The sequence below is a fragment of the Cohnella thailandensis genome (genome assembly GCF_014212135.1).
Taxonomy (GTDB): Bacteria; Bacillota; Bacilli; order Paenibacillales; family Paenibacillaceae; genus Cohnella; species Cohnella thailandensis.
The window spans coordinates 67,704-84,196 of the sequence record NZ_JACJVQ010000021.1 but is presented as its reverse complement, the minus strand read 5'-3'; the positions used below and the strand labels follow the sequence as shown (position 1 = coordinate 84,196).

Genomic DNA, 16,493 nt, shown 5'->3' with positions numbered 1-16,493 from the left:
TCGGGAGGAGTGGATTCGCATGGATACGGAGAAAACGGACAAGACTCCGATGTACCAATATATCATGAAAGATATCAAGCAGAAGATCGAATCCGGGGAACTGAAGCCGCACGATCCGCTGCCGACTCAGATCGACCTGGCCAAGGAATACAATACGAGCGAGATTACGTCCCGCCGGGCGCTGTCCGACCTGGTTCAGGAAGGCTACGTCTACCGGATTCGCGGCAAGGGCAGCTTCATTCAAGAGAATCCGACCGCAGGCTCGGGCAGCAGGCCGATCCGTACGATTTATTTTGCCCACCGGAATCAGATCGACAGCTTCGATCACCCTTTCTTCGGCGATATGTTCGACGGGATCAAGGAAGTTTGCGAAGAGAACGGGATCGACTTTCACCTGTGGAACATCGGGGGGAACTACGAGCTGCCGGACGATCCCCAGGCGGGCATCGTTCTGCTGACGACGAAGGAAGATTTCGACCTGTCCCGCTTGAGCGCGTGGCAGCAGGAGAATCGCCGGATCGTCACGGTTCATTTCTATTATCCTCATCTCGGGATTCCCTACGTCATCGTCGATAATCTGACGGGAGGCTACTTGGCCACTCAGCATCTGCTCTCGCTGGGCCATAAGCGAATCGGGGTCATTCTGACCGGAGATTCGCTTATGGATATCAACCAGGAGTTCTCTCTCCGCCTTCAAGGGTACCGATTGGCGCTGTCGCAGCATCAGATCGCTTTCGATCCCGAGCTGGTCGCCTTCATGAGCGGAGGCAAGGAGCGTCTGGAGATGGGCGCCGAAGGGTTCCGTCGCTTGATGAAGCTGGACAACCCGCCGTCCGCGATCTTCGCCACCAGCGATTATAAGGCGATCGGAGCGATGGAAGCGGCCGGGGAGATGGGGCTGAAGGTTCCGGAGGAGATCAGCGTCATGGGTTATGACGATTTCAAGGTAAGCAAGTATACTTATCCATCGCTATCCACCGTGAATCAGAATACGAAGAAGCTGGGGCAGCGGGCCGCGGAAATATTGCTGTTCGAACTGAAAGAGGGCCAAAGCCAGATTCTTAAAGATGAGATCGTGCCTATTCTGGTTCAAAGGAACAGCACGGGACCGGCGCCGAAGAAGGCTCCGCAAGCTGGCAATTAATCGAATAGACCGCAAACGGAAGGAAGGCTGTCGGCTGTTGGCGACAGCTTTTCTTGTCTCCTCGAGGAAAAGGAAAAAGCTATTGCGTGAAATTCGTCTATACAGTATACTTTAAACATCAAAGTATACGAATATATTCGAATCATACTTTGCTGGCTCGTGTAAAAAGCGGTTTTTTTTAGCGGGGGAAAGTAAGCGCTTTAAAAAATGTCCTTGAGAACGAGAGGAGATCGACATGACCATTAGAAAAAGATCGGGATTACTCGTTAGCGCGCTGATCGCCACGTCCATGCTGGCGGCCTGCAGCAACAACGACGGCTCGGCCGAGCCCAGCCCTTCGGCTTCGAGCTCCGCTTCCGCGGAGCCGAGCCCTTCCGCAAGCCCGTCGGAGTCCGCCGCGGCGTCCGAGCTGCAAGGCACGCTCAACATCTCGCTGCCGAACGCGTCGTCGTCCGTCTGGAACGCGGTCGCGGACGCGTACATGAAGAAGAACCCCGGCGTGAAGGTGAACGTGGACAACAAGCCGCTCGAAGGCTACAAGGAATGGCTGACCGCCCAATTCGCGGCGGGAACGCCCGACGCCGATCTGGTCGTGAACAACGAAGTGGCGAACCTGATGTCGGATAAGAAGTTCGTCGACTATTACCCGTATTTCGATCAAGTGAATCCGTACACCGGCAAGCCTTGGAAGGACTCGCTCGACCTGGCGGCGATGGGCATCAACCTGGACGGAGTCGGCACGGAAGACCATCTGTACAACCTGAACTTCGAATCCGTGCAGATCGTCTGGATGTACAACAAGGAGATCTTCGATAAGGCAGGCATCTCCGAAACGCCGAAGACATTCAATGAGCTGACGGCCGCCTTCGACAAGATCAAGGCAGCCGGCTACACGCCGCTGGCGCTGGCCGGAGACGCGAACTCGATGTGGAGCAACCAAGCCGGCTGGCTGGTGCGGATTTACGCCGACCAATACTTACGCGATTATATTAACGTCATTCGTTCGCAAGAACAGGATTATACGTATTTGCCGGGCGTGGACGACATCTGGAAGTACGACCCAACGGATCCTTACAACGACGCGAACAGCAACGTCACGAAGAACGAGCTTCGCCAGTGGAAGGCCGTCCGGGACAAGGAAGGCCCTTATAAGATCGCGGGCAACCCGGCATGGGCGGTTTACGCGGACAACCTGAAGAAGCTGTTCTCCTATACGCCGGACGGGTTCTTCGGCGTGAAGGACGATCAGGCTTACCAGCTGTTCCTGACGGGCAAGGCCGCGACGATGGTATCCACCCCGGCTTCCTACTGGCAGCTGCCGAAGGACTTCGCCGACGAGACGAAGACGGGCGCCAAAGGCGGCGTGAAAGCGTTCGAATACGGATTCTTCAACATGCCGTCGATGGAAGGACCGGAGGTCCTGGCCCCGGCCCGCACGATCCAGATTCCGATCGGCTTCTACGGCCTCGTCAGCAAGGACGCCGAGCAGAACGCTCTCGGCATGAACTTCATGATGTATCTGACCAGCCCGGAAGGCTATATGGTCTACGCCGAAGCGATTCAGAACAGCAAGGACGCTTCCCTCTCGGGAGCTCCGGCTCTGAAGGACATTACGCTGCCGGCCGACATGACCGCCGCGTTCGCCGACTTCACTCCGATCGGCAATACCGAGGGCTACGAGAGCGCGGCCAACAAGCTGGCCCGCGGCTTGAACGACTACCAGCCGTCCGTGCAGGATTGGGTCGGCAGCGTGCAGCGCTTCTTCGCCGGCAAGATTACGACGGAGCAGTACTTAAGCGAGCTTCAAGCTAACGTCGACAAGTATCTCGAGCCGATGTTGAAGCAAGGCAAGAAGGAGCTATCCGACTTGGATACGCCGGAGAGCAGACCGCCGGAACGCAAGTAAGGGCATCCCATCCGCACGGGCCGAGAGAGTTCCGTGCGGATGGATCTTGCAGGTTTAACGAAGGAGTCGCGCAGCCATGGACAAGGAAGGGCAAGGAAAGGCAAGGAGGAGCATGATGAGAAGAACCCCTTGGATCCTGTTGACGTTAATGCTCCTGCTGGGAGTCGTTCCGGGCGCCGCTTCGGCCGCGGAGGAATGGGCCATCGAGGGAGCCGGAGACATTACTTCCATCAACGCTTCGGAGGACGGTGCCCGGCTCGCGGTCGGCACCCACGGCTCCAAGGCGGTCGTCTTCGACAAGGACGGGCAGGCCCTGTACGAGAAGCCGGCGAAGAACGTCATTACCGACGTCGCGCTTCTGGACGACGGAACCTTGCTCGCCGCTTCGGACGATCGCCATCTCTACGCTTACGATTCCGCAGGGGGCGTTCGCTGGGACGCCGATATGAAGCGTCAGGTCAAGAGCGTGTCCGCCTCGAACGACGGTTCCGTCGTAGCGGTCGTCGTGCAGCGGAGCAACGAGCTTCTGTTCGTGAACGGACAGACCGGGGAGACGACGGGCTCGGCCGCGATCGGGACGGTCATGAAGACGGTTCGCGTATCCGGGAACGGGGAATGGATCGTTGCCGCGGCGGCGGACCAGTTCCTGCACCTGGTCGGGAAGGATGGGCAAGTACTGCGGAAGTTCGGCGCCGGAGGGCAGATCGCTTCGATCGCCGTGACGGACGACGGCGACACGGCCGTCGGAACGAACGCCAATCAAGTCGAGCTGTTCGATGCCGAAGGCCGGAAAACCGCGTCCTACGGAACCCGGGACAGCGTCTCGGCCGTCGCGTTCTCGAACGACGGCAAGCTGCTGGGGGGGGCGGACCTGTCGGGGAACTTCTACATCTTCGACCGGAACGGCAAGAAGCTGTGGGAGGAGAAGGAAGGCCAGGCGGGACGCGCCGTGGAATTCGCGCCGGACGGCAAGACCCTCTACGCGGGAACCGACGACGGCCGAATCCTGAAGCTGGACGTCGGCAGCGTCGTGAAGGGCGCCGAGAACGAGGCCAGGATGAAGACCCTCCTCTGGACGGTCGCGGCGGCGGTGATCGTCGCAGCCATCGCGCTGCTTTTGTTCTATATGAAGAAACGCAACAAGCTGGGCATTTTCAGAGAGATCTGGCGGGCCAAATGGATTTATCTCGGACTCGCTCCGAGCTTCCTGCTCATCTTCGTGTTCTTGTATTACCCGGCGTTCTCGGGACTGTTCCACTCGCTGTACAAGTGGCAGCCCGGCGGAACGACGACCTTCATCGGCCTGGACAACTTCAAGCGCATGATTCACGATCCTTACGTGACGAAAGGGTTCGGCAACCTGCTGATCCTTATCGTGACCGGGCTTATCAAGACGCTTATTCCTCCGCTTATCGTCGCCGAGTTGATCTATCACTTGCGCAGCAAGAAGCTTCAATACGGCTTCCGGACGGCGTTCACGGCCTCCATGGTCATTCCGGCGGTAGCGGGGTTGCTCATATGGCAGAACTTTTACGATCCGAACATGGGACTGTTCAATAACTTCCTTCAATTGATCGGACTCGGCTCCTGGGCGCACGGCTGGCTCGGCGATCCGAAGACGGCCCTTTGGGCTCTCATTTTCATCGGCTTCCCGTTCGTCGGCATCCTCCAGCTGCTTGTTTTCTACGCGGGCTTGCTGGCGATCCCCGGAGAGCTGACCGAATCGGCGAAGATGGACGGCGCGAACCTGTGGAGAATCGTTCGGTCCATCCACCTTCCGATGCTGTCCGGCCAATTCAAGTTCCTGATCATCCTCGGCCTTATCGGCATCATTCAAGACTTCAACGGCATCATGATCGTCACGGGCGGCGGCCCGATGGATTCGACCTACGTGCCCGCCTTGCAGATGTACTACGCCGCGACCAAATTCAGCGATCTCGGCTACGCGTCGGCGCTCGGCGTCAGCATGTTCGCGGTTATCCTGGCCATCACGATCATCAATATGAAATTCATCAAATCGGCGGACGATTAAGGAGGGACGACCATGAACATCCGCGAGCACCTCAACCTTCGGCAAGTGACCATTGTCGCGATATTGGCCATTCTGGTCTTCCTGACTCTCGTGCCGATTTTGTTTATGATCGTAAGCTCGCTCAAGAGCAACGCCCAGATTCTCGGCAACTTCTGGGGGCTTCCGGCTCCGGCGAGGTGGGGCAACTACGCCGAAGCCTTGAACGCCATCTGGCGCTATATCCTCAACACGGTGGGCTACGCGGTAGCCGGCAGCGTCTGCGTCATGCTGCTGTCCGCCGTATCGGGCTATCTTTTCGCCAAGAAGACGTTCCCGGGCAAGGAGGTTCTGTTCCTGATGATGCTCGCGATCATGATGATTCCGGGCATCCTGACGCTCATTCCCTCCTACGTGCTGTACGAGAACATGGGGCTGACGAACACGCCTTGGGTCATCATCGTCTCCAGCGCGGCGGGCGGGCAGATCTTCGGAACGTTCCTCTGCCGCACCTATATGGCGGGCTTGCCTAGCGAGCTGTTCGAAGCGGCCCGGATGGACGGCGCCGCGGAGCTGAGGGTGTTCCTCCGCATCGTCGTGCCGCTCTCGCTGCCGATTCTCGCGACGCTGTTCATCATGCAGTCGGTCGGCGTCTACAACGACTACATCTGGCCGCTGCTTACGATTCGGGACAGCGATCTTCAGGTCATCTCCGTCGGGCTGACGATCTTCACGAAGCAGTTCGGGGTGACCGACCTCGGAACGCGGTTCGCGGCTTACGCGATCTCGTCCGTTCCGCTGCTGCTCATTTTCTCCTTCGGCATGAAATATTACATCCAGGGGATGACGCAAGGCGCGCTGAAAATGTAGAGGCAATCCTATAAAGGCGGTTGAGCAAATGGCGACACAAAACCAAAAGGACGCGATTCCGAAGTGGATATGGCATCCCGAACGCGAGAGGCGGCAATCGTTCGAACTAGTTAGGCGATTCGCGCTGGAGCGCTCTATCGCGGGAGCCGAATTCCGCATCGCGTTGACGGGAAGCGCGGAAGTGGAGCTCGACGGCATGGTTGTCGGACGCATGGAGGAGAGCGCGGCCAACGTCTGCGCCTTCCTTCGGGTCGAAGGCTTTCCCTCCCGCTTGGAGGCGGGAGAGCATACGCTTCGGCTGCGGATACGGTGCGAGGCGTTCATGCCGGTCGTCCCGATCAATATTCATCTGCACGAGAGAAGCGCGGGCTGCATCGCCTATCTGGCCGGGGAGTCGTTCTGGCTCGCGACGGACGATTCGTGGCTTGCGGGCGAGGAGGCGGCGGCCGTCGTCTGCCTGCTCGGCGAAGAGCCGTACGGGGATCTCGAGAACGGGGAGGAATGGTTCGTCGCCGGAGGCTTCGGGGACATCGAGGCGCGCCCGTTGACGGGCTTCTCGTTCCCGGAAGCATCGGGAATGAGCGTAATGGCGGCGGAGGATTCGGCATCGCTTCATGGCACCGGGCAGGGCATTATCGAACTTCCGGAGCCTTCGCGGCAAGAGCTGCACATTTTCTACCACGTACGCAAGCAAGCGGAATGGCGGGAGAGAAACGAGGCGCTTCGGGCTTCCTCGGCTGCCGCTTCGCTGCCCTCGTGCATGATAGATTTGGGGCGGGAATATAACGTCCGGTTCCGATTCCGCAACCATTCTCCTCATCCGGCTACCGTTGTCTGGAACGGCGCGGAATCGCTTCCGGAGCTGGCGAACTACGAGGGGCTCATCACGGAGATCGTCCGCTTGGAAGCGGGAGAGACGCGGATCACCCTGCCGCAGGGGCTTCGTTACTTCCGGTTGTACGCGATGGCGGAAGAGGGGCTGCCGATCGAGCTGGAATGGCGGCCGGAAGAGGTCGGTGTCGCGATGAAGGGGGCGGGCTCGCTCCGGACGGACTCGAAGCTTCTCAAAGACATTTACGACATCTCCGTCCATACGAATCGGATCTGCCACCAGATCGGCTTGTGGGACGGCATCAAGCGGGACCGGCTCAATTGGACCTACGATTTCTACTTGGCGGCCAAAGCGGACTATGCCCTGTGGGACGACTTGTCCGTGCTGAAGCGGTCGATCGAAGAGCTGGGGCGGGGAACTCCGGAGGGCTACTGGATGAACGCCATCCCCGCGTACACGCTATGGTGGCTCAACAACATTTGGGAGTATTACCTGCACACGGGAGACAAGGAGTTCGTCCTTTCGCTGGATACCGAGATCGCGAGGCATTGCCGCCAGGTCGAGCGCAACCTCGATCCGGCGACGAACGAACTGCTTAACGTCACTCCGACCTTGATCGAGTGGGTTCCGATGAACGAGGAAGAAGGACGCTTGGGGATGCAGGCGCTGCTGAGGATGACGGGAGATCGCCTGAGGCGACTAGGAGGCTATATTCCCGAGCTGTCCGGCTTGCCCGATTGGGGCTATCCCGAGATCGAGCCCGATCGCTTCCTGCGGGGAGAGCAGCTCATTACCCGGCTTCTCGGCATCCTGTCCGGCTACGTCGGCCGGGAGGAGGGCGAAGCTTTCCTTCGCGCCTATGAGGCGCAGGATCCGATCACGCCTTTGTCCGCATATTGGCTAGCGGATTGCTGCTCCATGTTCGGTCTGCAGCAGAAGGCGTGGGATGCGGTATCCCGAGTCTGGGGCAAAATGCTGGAGGAAGGAGCCACGACGTGCTGGGAGAGCGTGACGCTTGAGCATGACGGCGACTTCCACGATGCGCTCACGACATACACGGCTTACGATTCCTACCGGATCAGCCTCTGCCACAGCTGGGCGGGCACTCCCGTTCACTGGATCGTCGCCCGGGTTCTCGGCGTGGAGCCTCTGGAGCCGGGTTACCGAACGATCTCCTTCGACCCTCGCCCGATCCCCGGCATCGCCAGCTGCGTGGGTACGATTCCGACGCCGTTCGGGCCGATCATGGCCGGTTGGGATAACGGGAGCGAGGATCCGATCGTGCTTAAGCTTCCGGAAGGAATCGGCAGGCGTTGACCGCTTCTTCAGAAAAACCTCGGTAACCGGTAAAAACGGACTATCGAGGTTTTTTGTTTTTGCCGTTATAAAGGGTAGAGTTCTCCGATCCCGGGAGCGTGGCTACACTAGGATCATGCGGGAATGGCGGGAACAAACGGGGGACGACGGGAATGGCGAAGAAGGTTATCCGATTAAGCGTGCTGGACCTGGTTCCGGTATTGGAAAATAAAGACGACGTTTACGCGCTCGCGCAGGCGGCTCAATTGGCGAGATCGGCGGAACGATGGGGGTACGCGAGGTACTGGGTGGCGGAGCACCATGACATGAAGCATCTGGCTTGTCCGGCGCCGGACGTGCTTCTCTCCCATATCGGAGCCCGGACGGAGCATATCCGGCTCGGTTCGGGAGCCCTGCTGCTGCCGCATTACAGTCCGCTTCGGGTGGCGGAGACGTACCGGATGCTGGCGAGCCTTTATCCGGGCCGGATCGACCTGGGCTTGGGACGCGCGCCGGGCGGGCACGGGCATGCCAGCATGGCGCTTAGCGGCAATTTTATCGAGAACGTGAGCAAGGTTCCGGATAAGCTGAGGGACCTGACGGCGCTTCTTCGGGATGAGTATCAATACGAAGGAGTGCCGGTCGCGGCGCGTCCGAATCCTCCGGAGCAACCGGAGGCGTGGATGCTCGGCACGAACAAGAAAAGCGCGGAATATGCCGCCGTCTACGGAATGGGGTACGTGTTCGGGCAGTTCATGAGCGACGCGGACGGGGCGGCTATCCTGAAGTCGTACCGGGACGCGTTCATCCCCTCGCCGATCCGGCAGGAAGCCCGGGCGATCGTCACGATCGGAGCCATCTGCGCGGATACGGAGGAGGAGGCCGTCAAGCTGGCCGAGGACAATAAAGCTTTCTTCCGGCAAGGAGCCGCGGAAGGAGAAGAGGTAGGCGGTACGGAACGCAATCGCAAGCTTCTCTTCGGAACTCCGTCCCAAGTGATGGACCAACTGGAGGAGCTGTCGGCCGTCTACGGCGTGGACGAGTTCATGATCATGACGATGGTGCCGGATTACTCGAAGCGGCTGCGCTCCTACGAGCTATTGGCTCGGGAGTGTTGGGGGAGGGCGTAGCCTCGATCTTCCTTTTTGGTTAGGCTTTGCCGCCTCTCCCATTCGGTCAGGAGGGAGGGTTGCCATTGCTATGCTGCCTCTCCCATTCGCTCAGGAGGGAGGGACGCCAGTGGCTATGCCGCCTCTCCCATTCGATCAGGAGAGAGGGGTGCCAGTGGCTATGCCGCCTCTCCCGTTCGCTCAGGAGAGAGGGACGCCAGTGGCTATGCCGCCTCTCCCGTTCGGTCAGGAGGGAGGGGTGCCAGTGGCTATGCTGCCTCTCCCATTCACTCAGGAGGGTGGGTCGCCAATCGCTATGTCGCCTCTCCCGTTCGCTCAGGGGGAGAGTGTCCGGCGTTGTGAGCTAATTACACTTCGTACCTTTGGCTGTTCTGGACCCTACCCCGCTCGTTAGTCTCTTTGGAGACGATCTCCGTCCCCGAGCCGCTCCCTGCAGGTCGAGATAGTCTCATCCGAGACGATCTCCGCCCCCAAGTCGCTCGCTGCAAGCCGAGATAGTCTCATCCGAGACGATCTCCGCCCCAAAGCTGCTCCCTGCAAGCTGAGAGAGTCTCATTGGAGACGATCTCAGTCCCTGAGCCGCTCCCTGCAAGCCGAAATAGTCTCAGTGGAGACGAGCTCCGCCCCGAGCCACTCCCTGCAAGCCGAGATAATTTCATTCGTAACGATCTCTCCCCCTCACAACTCGCTATCCAAGGTAGAGATAGGGGCGTTTCGGTTGGGAGGGAGCGGAGGGCAGCTACAATGTCGCTTAGGGCTGCTTTCTTTTTTTGATCGAATGAATAATTCCGTCGATGGCAATCCCCGCAAGCGCGAAGCTCGCAAAGTGAATCCAATACGCTGGAAGTCTTAGATGGATCAGGGAGCTGTTCGGCTCATTCCGGGCTGCGTCGATGTCGACTATCCAGCCTTGGAAAGGTTCGGCGAACTTGATCGTATCGATAAGCGGATTGAGCCGCACCAGAATCATGTTCGCCAAGCCGCTGCCCAAGTAATCGCAGAAGCAGATCGCTGCGCTGGCAAGCGCAAGCCAGAATGTCGCTTTCCTCCACATCGGCATGTGCGGGGACTCCCACCTCTCTATTTTTTGCTTCCGCTCAGGTACTTCCGAACCCAAGATCCCGTCAAGAGGAGCAAAGCTTGAAGGGCCCAGAACAACAAGGACAGTCCGCAAACCATCGTTGGCTTCAGCCGATCGAACGGGTAGAAGTAGGTGCCCGTATTTTCCATATATACAGTCGCCAGGATCGAAGATACCGCGCATGATAGAAGGAGAGGACCAACGAGCTCCCTTTTTCTCCGGATAAACAAGACAGGCCATAAGGCCGCGATGACATACGGATAAAAGAGATGGTTCGCGTAGTCCAGCCGCAACGAGATAAAAACCATTGGAGAATAGAGCAAGCCGACAAGGATCGGCGTCAAAGTCATGTCGAGCTTCTCTCCTTCCCGTCCGCTGAAATAAGCTATAATAGAACCATCCATCACAGAACGGAGGGGAACGGTCCGGTGACGCTGCAGCAATTGAAGTACGTGATCGAGGTCGCGAGCCGGGGCTCGATGAACGAAGCCGCGAAGCGCCTGTTTATCTCCCAGCCGAGCTTGTCCAACGCGATCCGCGAGCTGGAAGAGGAGGTCGGCGTGACGATCTTCGAGCGGACGAACAAGGGAATCACGCTGACGAAGGAAGGGACGGAGTTTCTCTCCTACGCGAGACAGGTGGTCGAACAAGCGGACCTTCTGGAGAACCGCTACATGGGCGGCAAGCCGTCTCCGCAGCATTTTTCCGTGTCGACCCAGCACTATGCGTTCGCGGTGAACGCGTTCGTCAGCTTGGTTCGGGAGCACGGCCTGGAAGAGTATGAACTGGCGCTGCGCGAGACGAAGACCTATGAGATCATCGAGGACGTCCGCAACATGAGAAGCGAGATCGGCATTCTCTATCTGAACGAGTTCAACTCGAAGGTCATCAACAAGCTGCTCAAGTCGGCCAACCTCGAGTTCCATAGCTTGTTCGTCGCGAAGCCGCATATTTTTATCAGCGTTCACAATCCTCTCGCCAAGCAGAAGAGCGTCACGATCGAGCAACTGGACGAGTATCCCTGTCTCTCCTTCGACCAAGGGGAGTACAATTCCTTCCATTTCTCGGAGGAGATTCTCAGCACGCTGTCCCATAAGAAAAGCATCCGGGTAAACGACAGGGCGACGCTGTTTAACCTGCTGATCGGCTTGAACGGGTATACGATATCGACCGGGGTGCTGAGCGCGGATCTCAACGGCAACGACATCATTCCCGTGCCGCTGGACATCGACGAAACGATTCACGTGGGCTGGATCGGGCACAAGAACGTCACGCTCTCCAAGCTGGGCGCCGCTTACGTCGAGGCTTTGAAGCAGGCGATCGACGAATAGATGCGGGAAGGTTAGTTGTTATAGCCTGAGACTATACCCAGTAATAGAATATTGGATACGTCGCGGGTCCAAAAAGAGCTTTAAGACCTTTAATCGAGGTGCTAAACTGGGGTATAGAACTTTCGAGGGAGAAGCGCACATGCTTAAACATAAAATCGACAATCGGGAGGCGGGCATCCTCACTTACGGCTTGACGCCCCCCAAGACGAATCACGAGCCGGACAAGATCGCCGAGATCGCCCGGAAGCAGATCGAACGGATTCGGGATATCGGCCTCGACGGCCTCGTGCTCTACGACGTTCAGGACGAAGCGGACCGCACCGATCAGGACCGCCCGTTCCCGTACCTGTCCACGATGGACCCGACGGAGTACAGCAAGGAGTATCTCGGAGCGTTCGACGTGCCGAAAATCATTTATAAGGTCGTGGGCAAGGAGTCGCCGGAGGAGCTTGCGAAGTGGGTGGCGGACAACGAGAAGGAGGATCGCTACTCGGTATTCGTCGGAGCCTCGTCGAGCAAGCAGGCGGTGACGATGAGGCTGCCGGACGCCTACGGGCTGGCGAAGGAGGGGAACCCTCGGCTGCGATTTGGCGGCGTGGTTATTCCGGAGCGGCACAAGGCCAAGGGCGACGAGCATCTTCGGGTAGCCGGCAAGCAGCAAAGCGGCTGTTCGTTCTTTATCTCGCAGGCGACCTACGACGTGGAGGCGTCCAAGAATTTCCTCTCGGACTACTACTATCATTGCGCGGACAACGGCATTCCGATGGTCCCGATCCTGTTCAACCTGGCCCCGTGCGGCTCGCAGAAGACGCTCGAATTCATGAAGTGGCTCGGCATCAGCATTCCGAGATGGCTGGAGAACGACCTGCTTCATGCCCAGGACATCCTGGAAAATTCGCTGCGTTCCTCGCGCGAGGTATTCGAGGAGCTGTTCGACTTCGGCGTGCAGAAGGGCATTCCGATCGGGTGCAGCGTGGAGAGCGTCTCCACCCGCAAGGTCGAGATCGAGGCGGCCGTTCAGCTGGCGATGGAGATCAAGGCGTTTATGGGCGTCCGGCTTCGGGGGACGATCATAGAACGATCGGGAGTAAGGGCAACGCGATCCAGTTGAATCCAACGACGAATTCCAACGGCCGGGCGGCGATCGCCTCGGCCGTTTTTTTTTTTGCGGCTCCGCCAACTTCCAGCCTGTTGTCCGCCTAAGGCTGCGGCTGGGGAGGCCGGGGGAATGACGAAGGAGCCGGAAACTATTATAAACAACGGAACGCCGTTCAAATACGTTCTTCCCTTGAATGCCTTACAATTGTACGATGGGGGCCATGCAGACTTCGCTTCATTTTGGAATCGCTTCCAGATGATCGAGACTTTAATAACGCGCATAAGCCGCCGTAAAATAAGCATTCGCAGACAGCGAGGGGAGCTGCCCGGTGTTCAAGCCCAAGCCCGCGGCCAACGCGCCGAATTCATCTAAGCGGTTATCGATCCATCAACGCATCATGCTTTTCTTCGCCATCGCCCTCTCCTTGATCATTATCTCTCTGGCCGTCAGCAATTATCGGATTTCGTCCGCCATCTTCATCGGGAAGACCGTCGACAGCACCCAGCAGAACCTGGTCCTCGTGTCCAAGCAACTCGACCTGATGTTCGACAACGCGGAGAATTACGCCAAGCTCGCGATCCAGAACCAGACGATCCAGCAGACGCTTATCGAAGCGTCCGCCGGCAACGATGCCTACACGGACTATCAGCGCCAAATGACCGTGCGGAATGCGCTCAGCAACCTGGCCGACGGCAAGTCGTTCGTGAACGCGATCCTCCTCTATGACGGCGAAGGGCGCGTTTACGACTCGGGAGGCATCGAGAACGTCGTCGACGTCAGCGCGCCTTACTTCGCCAAGTTTAAAGGGGCCGCTTACGGCATCGCCTGGGAAGGCACGGGGAGCAGCAACTACTCCCGGGAGGGCCGGCAACCGAAGGTCATCTCGCTCTATCAACGCTTCAATTCCCAGATGTCGGGAGCCCGGCTCGGCGTTCTTCAGCTATCCATCGAAGAGACGTTCGTCAGCCGGCAATATTCGGACATTCGCTTGGGGGACACCGGCCAGCTGTTCATCGTCGGCCCGAACGGCGAGATTCTCTCGCATCCCGATTCGCGATTCCTGAATTCGTCCGTCCGAGACAAGCCTTATTATCCGCTCCTCGAGCAGCATGAGGAAGGCAAGACGTTTCTGATGGAAGGCCAGGAGTATCTCGCCATCTCCCGCCCCTACGAACGAATGGACTGGACCATCGTCGGCATCGTTCCGATCGGGGAAATCACGAAGGACAAAGGGGTTCTGACCGCGCGGTTCACGACGCTCGGCTTGATCTTCGTGCTGCTCGCTATCGCGGTTACGCCGCTTCTGACGAAGTATGCGATGCGTCCGCTGAAGGTAATCCGAGAGACAGTCAGGCAAGTCCAGCGCGGGGATCTCGACGCCTCTCTAAACCTTCAAACCCGGGACGAGATCGGCCAGCTTGCCGTCGAATTCAATCGCATGGTCAGCCGCACCAAGTCGCTCATGCAGCGCTCCGTCGAGGAAGAGAAGCGGCGGAAGGAATTCGAGCTTGCCGCCATCCAAGCCCAAATCAATCCGCACTTTCTTTACAACACGCTGGAGAGCATCTGCGGACTGGCGGAGCTGGGGCGAACGGACGACATCATCGAGCTGGTCGACCGGCTGGCCGGCTTCTATCGCGGAGTGCTAAGCAAGGGAAGCCCGATTGTATCCGTGGAGGAAGAGTTGCTCATGACGAGGCGGTATCTCGACATTTTGCAGGTGCGTTACGCCGGCAAGATCGATTACGAGTTCGACATCGATCCCGCGCTGCTGGAGTACCGGACGTTGAAGTTGCTGTTGCAGCCGATCGTCGAGAATTCGATTTACCACGGCCTTAAGAACAAGCGCGGCAAAGGAAGGGTTAAGGTGACGGGGAGGATGCGGCATAACCTTATGATCCTTGAGGTGTCGGATGACGGCGTCGGAATGGAGCCGGAGGCGGTCGCGTCTTCGCTGTGGCAGTCTTCCGGCAAGAGCTTCGGCCTCAAGAGCGCGAACGAGAGGATCAAGCTGATCTTCGGCCATGAATACGGGCTGGATATCCGCAGCGTCCCGGGAGAAGGCACGACCGTTGCGATTACGCTGCCCTTGCGGCGGCAGGAGGACGAGGAGGAAGCCGGATGAGAGAGGTTCTGCTTCTAGACGACGAGTATCTGGTTCGGGAACGGCTGAAGCGCGCCGTCGATTGGGAGGCTTACGGCTTCCGGATCGCGGGAGAAGCGGAGAACGGCGAGGACGGACTTGCCCTGCTGGATCAGCTGAAGGTCGACCTGGCTATCGTCGACATCAACATGCCGATCGTCGACGGTTTGGAATTCGCGCGGCTCGCGAGCTCGCGTTACCCCGGTCTTAGAATGGCGATCTTGACCGGCTACGGCACGTTCGATTATGCCCAGGCGGCGATCCGCGCGGGCGCGCGCGATTACCTGCTGAAGCCGATCGACCGGGACGAGTTCAAGGCGCTGCTGGCCCGGATGGAGGCCGAGCTTCGCAAGGAATCGGAGGAGCAAGAGAGGCTCCGCGATGCGATTCGGGAGAGCGAGAGTATCGTGCGGGATCGTTGGGTGAGAGAATGGCTGGATGGGGCGATTCCGTGGGAGGCCGAGCAGTTCGGGAAATATTGTCCGACCCTGGCCGGCAAGGAACGCTACGTCGTGCTTGCGGCGGCCGCCGATAAGGAGGATGGCTGCAGGGAGGACGGCGACGGAGCCGTTCGGGACCGGGAGGTCGTCGGTGCCGTGGAGGACGCAATGGCGACCGCAGGATTTCGCTTAGGGACGGGCGGAGACGCGGAGGGCAGACGGACGTGGGTCGTCGGCCTGGACGGCGAGGGGGCGGAGGAGGCGCTGGCCCGGATTTGCCGCGCGGCTCTAAGCTTCCTTGGCGAAGAGGGCTTCTCCCGCGCGAGCGTCGGAATGAGCGATCCGTTCGACGACTGGGTCCTTGCCCCCGAAGCGGCGAGACAAGCGTCGTACGCGTTGGCCTACCGGACGCTGCGCGGAGGCGGCAGGCTGCTTCGGCATGGCGAGCTAAACGCGCGGCCTCTTGTGACGAAGGGGATGTCTGTACGAGATCGGATGCTCATCCTGCTTCGCCTGGGCAACGAGGCGGCCGTCGCGGGCGCCATCGACGAGTGGATGGCGGAATACCGGGCTCCCGACGCTTCTCTGGAGCAATTCTGCCTGCTTCTCGGCGAGCTTGCCGCCGCGTTTAGCTTGTACGCGTCGGAGCGCCGCCTCGAGGCGGACGGGATCGTTCCGGCTAGCCTGCAGCCGTTCGAGCTCGCCTGGAGCCTGGGAAGCCTGGAGAGAATTCGCGAATGGCTTCGCGGGCAGTCGGCGCTGCTTCTTGGAAGAGCGGCCGGAGAGCCCCGCCGGGCGACCTCCTTGCTCGCCGAGAAGGCCAAAGAGTACATCGATCGGGAATTCGCCGACCCCGAGCTCGACCTGAACGTCATCGCCGGCGCGATCTCGGTCAATTCCAGTTATCTTAGCCGCGTCTTTAAGCAAGAGACCGGCTGCACCGTCATCGAATACGTGACCCTGTGCCGGATGGCTCGCGCCAAGGAACTGCTAGAACGCGGCGTACGCAATCTCTCTTACGTCTCCGAAGCGGTCGGCTATTCGGACGCGCTCTACTTCAGCAAGTGCTTCAAGAAGCTATACGGGGTTCCTCCGTCGCGATTCGCCGGAATGCCGAACTGACGGCGGCGAAGTAAAAATAAACCTGGTCGGGTCAAAATGCTCCATTCTGCCCTTCGGCCCCCTCTCCTTATAATGTCCTTATCGGACGGGA

At 59.1% G+C, this 16,493-nt stretch carries 13 protein-coding genes; 11 read left to right on the top strand and 2 right to left on the bottom strand.

Going from position 1 to position 16,493, the window contains the following annotated elements; genetic code table 11:
• The first annotated feature begins 19 nt into the window (after positions 1-19).
• The 6 genes from H7B67_RS24525 (at position 20) to H7B67_RS24500 (ending at position 9,186) form a co-directional block, all read left to right on the top strand.
• Positions 20-1,144 carry a GntR family transcriptional regulator gene (locus tag H7B67_RS24525; RefSeq protein WP_185122516.1) on the top strand — a complete coding sequence of 375 codons (1,125 nt, stop codon included), beginning with the start codon at positions 20-22 and terminating at the stop codon, positions 1,142-1,144.
• 235 nt (positions 1,145-1,379) lie between these two features.
• Entirely contained in the window at positions 1,380-3,050 is a 1,671-nt protein-coding gene (locus H7B67_RS24520) for an ABC transporter substrate-binding protein (protein ID WP_185122515.1), read from the top strand.
• A gap of 115 nt (positions 3,051-3,165) precedes the next feature.
• Positions 3,166-5,082: an ABC transporter permease subunit gene (locus tag H7B67_RS24515; protein ID WP_185122514.1), complete on the top strand. Its 1,917-nt coding sequence runs from the start codon at positions 3,166-3,168 to the stop codon at positions 5,080-5,082.
• Between the two features lie 12 nt (positions 5,083-5,094).
• Positions 5,095-5,928, top strand: coding sequence for a carbohydrate ABC transporter permease (locus H7B67_RS24510; RefSeq protein ID WP_185122513.1), 834 nt, complete (start codon positions 5,095-5,097; stop codon positions 5,926-5,928).
• 28 nt (positions 5,929-5,956) lie between these two features.
• Positions 5,957-8,077 (top strand): alpha-L-rhamnosidase C-terminal domain-containing protein, encoded by a 2,121-nt coding sequence (locus H7B67_RS24505; RefSeq protein WP_185122512.1) that lies wholly within the window; start codon positions 5,957-5,959, stop codon positions 8,075-8,077.
• A gap of 152 nt (positions 8,078-8,229) precedes the next feature.
• Complete coding sequence (locus H7B67_RS24500; RefSeq protein WP_185122511.1) at positions 8,230-9,186, top strand: MsnO8 family LLM class oxidoreductase; 957 nt, start codon at positions 8,230-8,232, stop codon at positions 9,184-9,186.
• Between the two features lie 751 nt (positions 9,187-9,937).
• Here H7B67_RS24500 and H7B67_RS24495 read toward each other — a convergent pair.
• Both H7B67_RS24495 and H7B67_RS24490 read right to left on the bottom strand, forming a co-directional pair.
• Entirely contained in the window at positions 9,938-10,246 is a 309-nt protein-coding gene (locus H7B67_RS24495; protein ID WP_185122510.1) for a hypothetical protein, read from the bottom strand.
• A gap of 20 nt (positions 10,247-10,266) precedes the next feature.
• On the bottom strand, positions 10,267-10,617 hold the full coding sequence (locus H7B67_RS24490; protein WP_185122509.1) for a hypothetical protein: 351 nt from the start codon (positions 10,615-10,617) through the stop codon (positions 10,267-10,269).
• 78 nt (positions 10,618-10,695) lie between these two features.
• On the opposite strand from H7B67_RS24490, the gene H7B67_RS24485 reads away from it, so the two are divergent.
• From H7B67_RS24485 to H7B67_RS24465, 5 genes are all read left to right on the top strand, one after another.
• A complete protein-coding gene (locus tag H7B67_RS24485) occupies positions 10,696-11,598 on the top strand; it encodes a LysR family transcriptional regulator (RefSeq protein ID WP_185122508.1) in 903 nt (300 codons plus the stop codon).
• Positions 11,599-11,737: 139 nt separating this feature from the next.
• Positions 11,738-12,709: a methylenetetrahydrofolate reductase gene (locus H7B67_RS24480; RefSeq protein ID WP_185122507.1), complete on the top strand. Its 972-nt coding sequence runs from the start codon at positions 11,738-11,740 to the stop codon at positions 12,707-12,709.
• A 117-nt stretch (positions 12,710-12,826) separates the two neighbouring features.
• Positions 12,827-13,069 (top strand): hypothetical protein, encoded by a 243-nt coding sequence (locus H7B67_RS24475; RefSeq protein ID WP_185122506.1) that lies wholly within the window; start codon positions 12,827-12,829, stop codon positions 13,067-13,069.
• On the top strand, positions 13,026-14,822 hold the full coding sequence (locus H7B67_RS24470) for a cache domain-containing sensor histidine kinase (protein WP_342592617.1): 1,797 nt from the start codon (positions 13,026-13,028) through the stop codon (positions 14,820-14,822). The genes H7B67_RS24475 and H7B67_RS24470 overlap by 44 nt, the downstream gene beginning before the upstream one ends.
• Positions 14,819-16,402: a response regulator gene (locus H7B67_RS24465; RefSeq protein ID WP_185122505.1), complete on the top strand. Its 1,584-nt coding sequence runs from the start codon at positions 14,819-14,821 to the stop codon at positions 16,400-16,402. Before H7B67_RS24470 ends, H7B67_RS24465 begins: the two co-directional genes overlap by 4 nt.
• The last annotated feature ends 91 nt before the right edge of the window (positions 16,403-16,493 follow it).

Bases quoted from the DNA above. Each gene is read 5' to 3' on its own strand.
- H7B67_RS24525 (WP_185122516.1), top strand. From the start codon at position 20: ATGGATACGGAGAAAACGGACAAGACTCCGATGTACCAATATATCATG.
- H7B67_RS24520 (WP_185122515.1), top strand. From the start codon at position 1,380: ATGACCATTAGAAAAAGATCGGGATTACTCGTTAGCGCGCTGATCGCC.
- H7B67_RS24515 (WP_185122514.1), top strand. From the start codon at position 3,166: ATGAGAAGAACCCCTTGGATCCTGTTGACGTTAATGCTCCTGCTGGGA.
- H7B67_RS24510 (WP_185122513.1), top strand. From the start codon at position 5,095: ATGAACATCCGCGAGCACCTCAACCTTCGGCAAGTGACCATTGTCGCG.
- H7B67_RS24505 (WP_185122512.1), top strand. From the start codon at position 5,957: ATGGCGACACAAAACCAAAAGGACGCGATTCCGAAGTGGATATGGCAT.
- H7B67_RS24500 (WP_185122511.1), top strand. From the start codon at position 8,230: ATGGCGAAGAAGGTTATCCGATTAAGCGTGCTGGACCTGGTTCCGGTA.
- H7B67_RS24495 (WP_185122510.1), bottom strand. From the start codon at position 10,246: ATGCCGATGTGGAGGAAAGCGACATTCTGGCTTGCGCTTGCCAGCGCA.
- H7B67_RS24490 (WP_185122509.1), bottom strand. From the start codon at position 10,617: ATGACTTTGACGCCGATCCTTGTCGGCTTGCTCTATTCTCCAATGGTT.
- H7B67_RS24480 (WP_185122507.1), top strand. From the start codon at position 11,738: ATGCTTAAACATAAAATCGACAATCGGGAGGCGGGCATCCTCACTTAC.
- H7B67_RS24475 (WP_185122506.1), top strand. From the start codon at position 12,827: ATGACGAAGGAGCCGGAAACTATTATAAACAACGGAACGCCGTTCAAA.
- H7B67_RS24465 (WP_185122505.1), top strand. From the start codon at position 14,819: ATGAGAGAGGTTCTGCTTCTAGACGACGAGTATCTGGTTCGGGAACGG.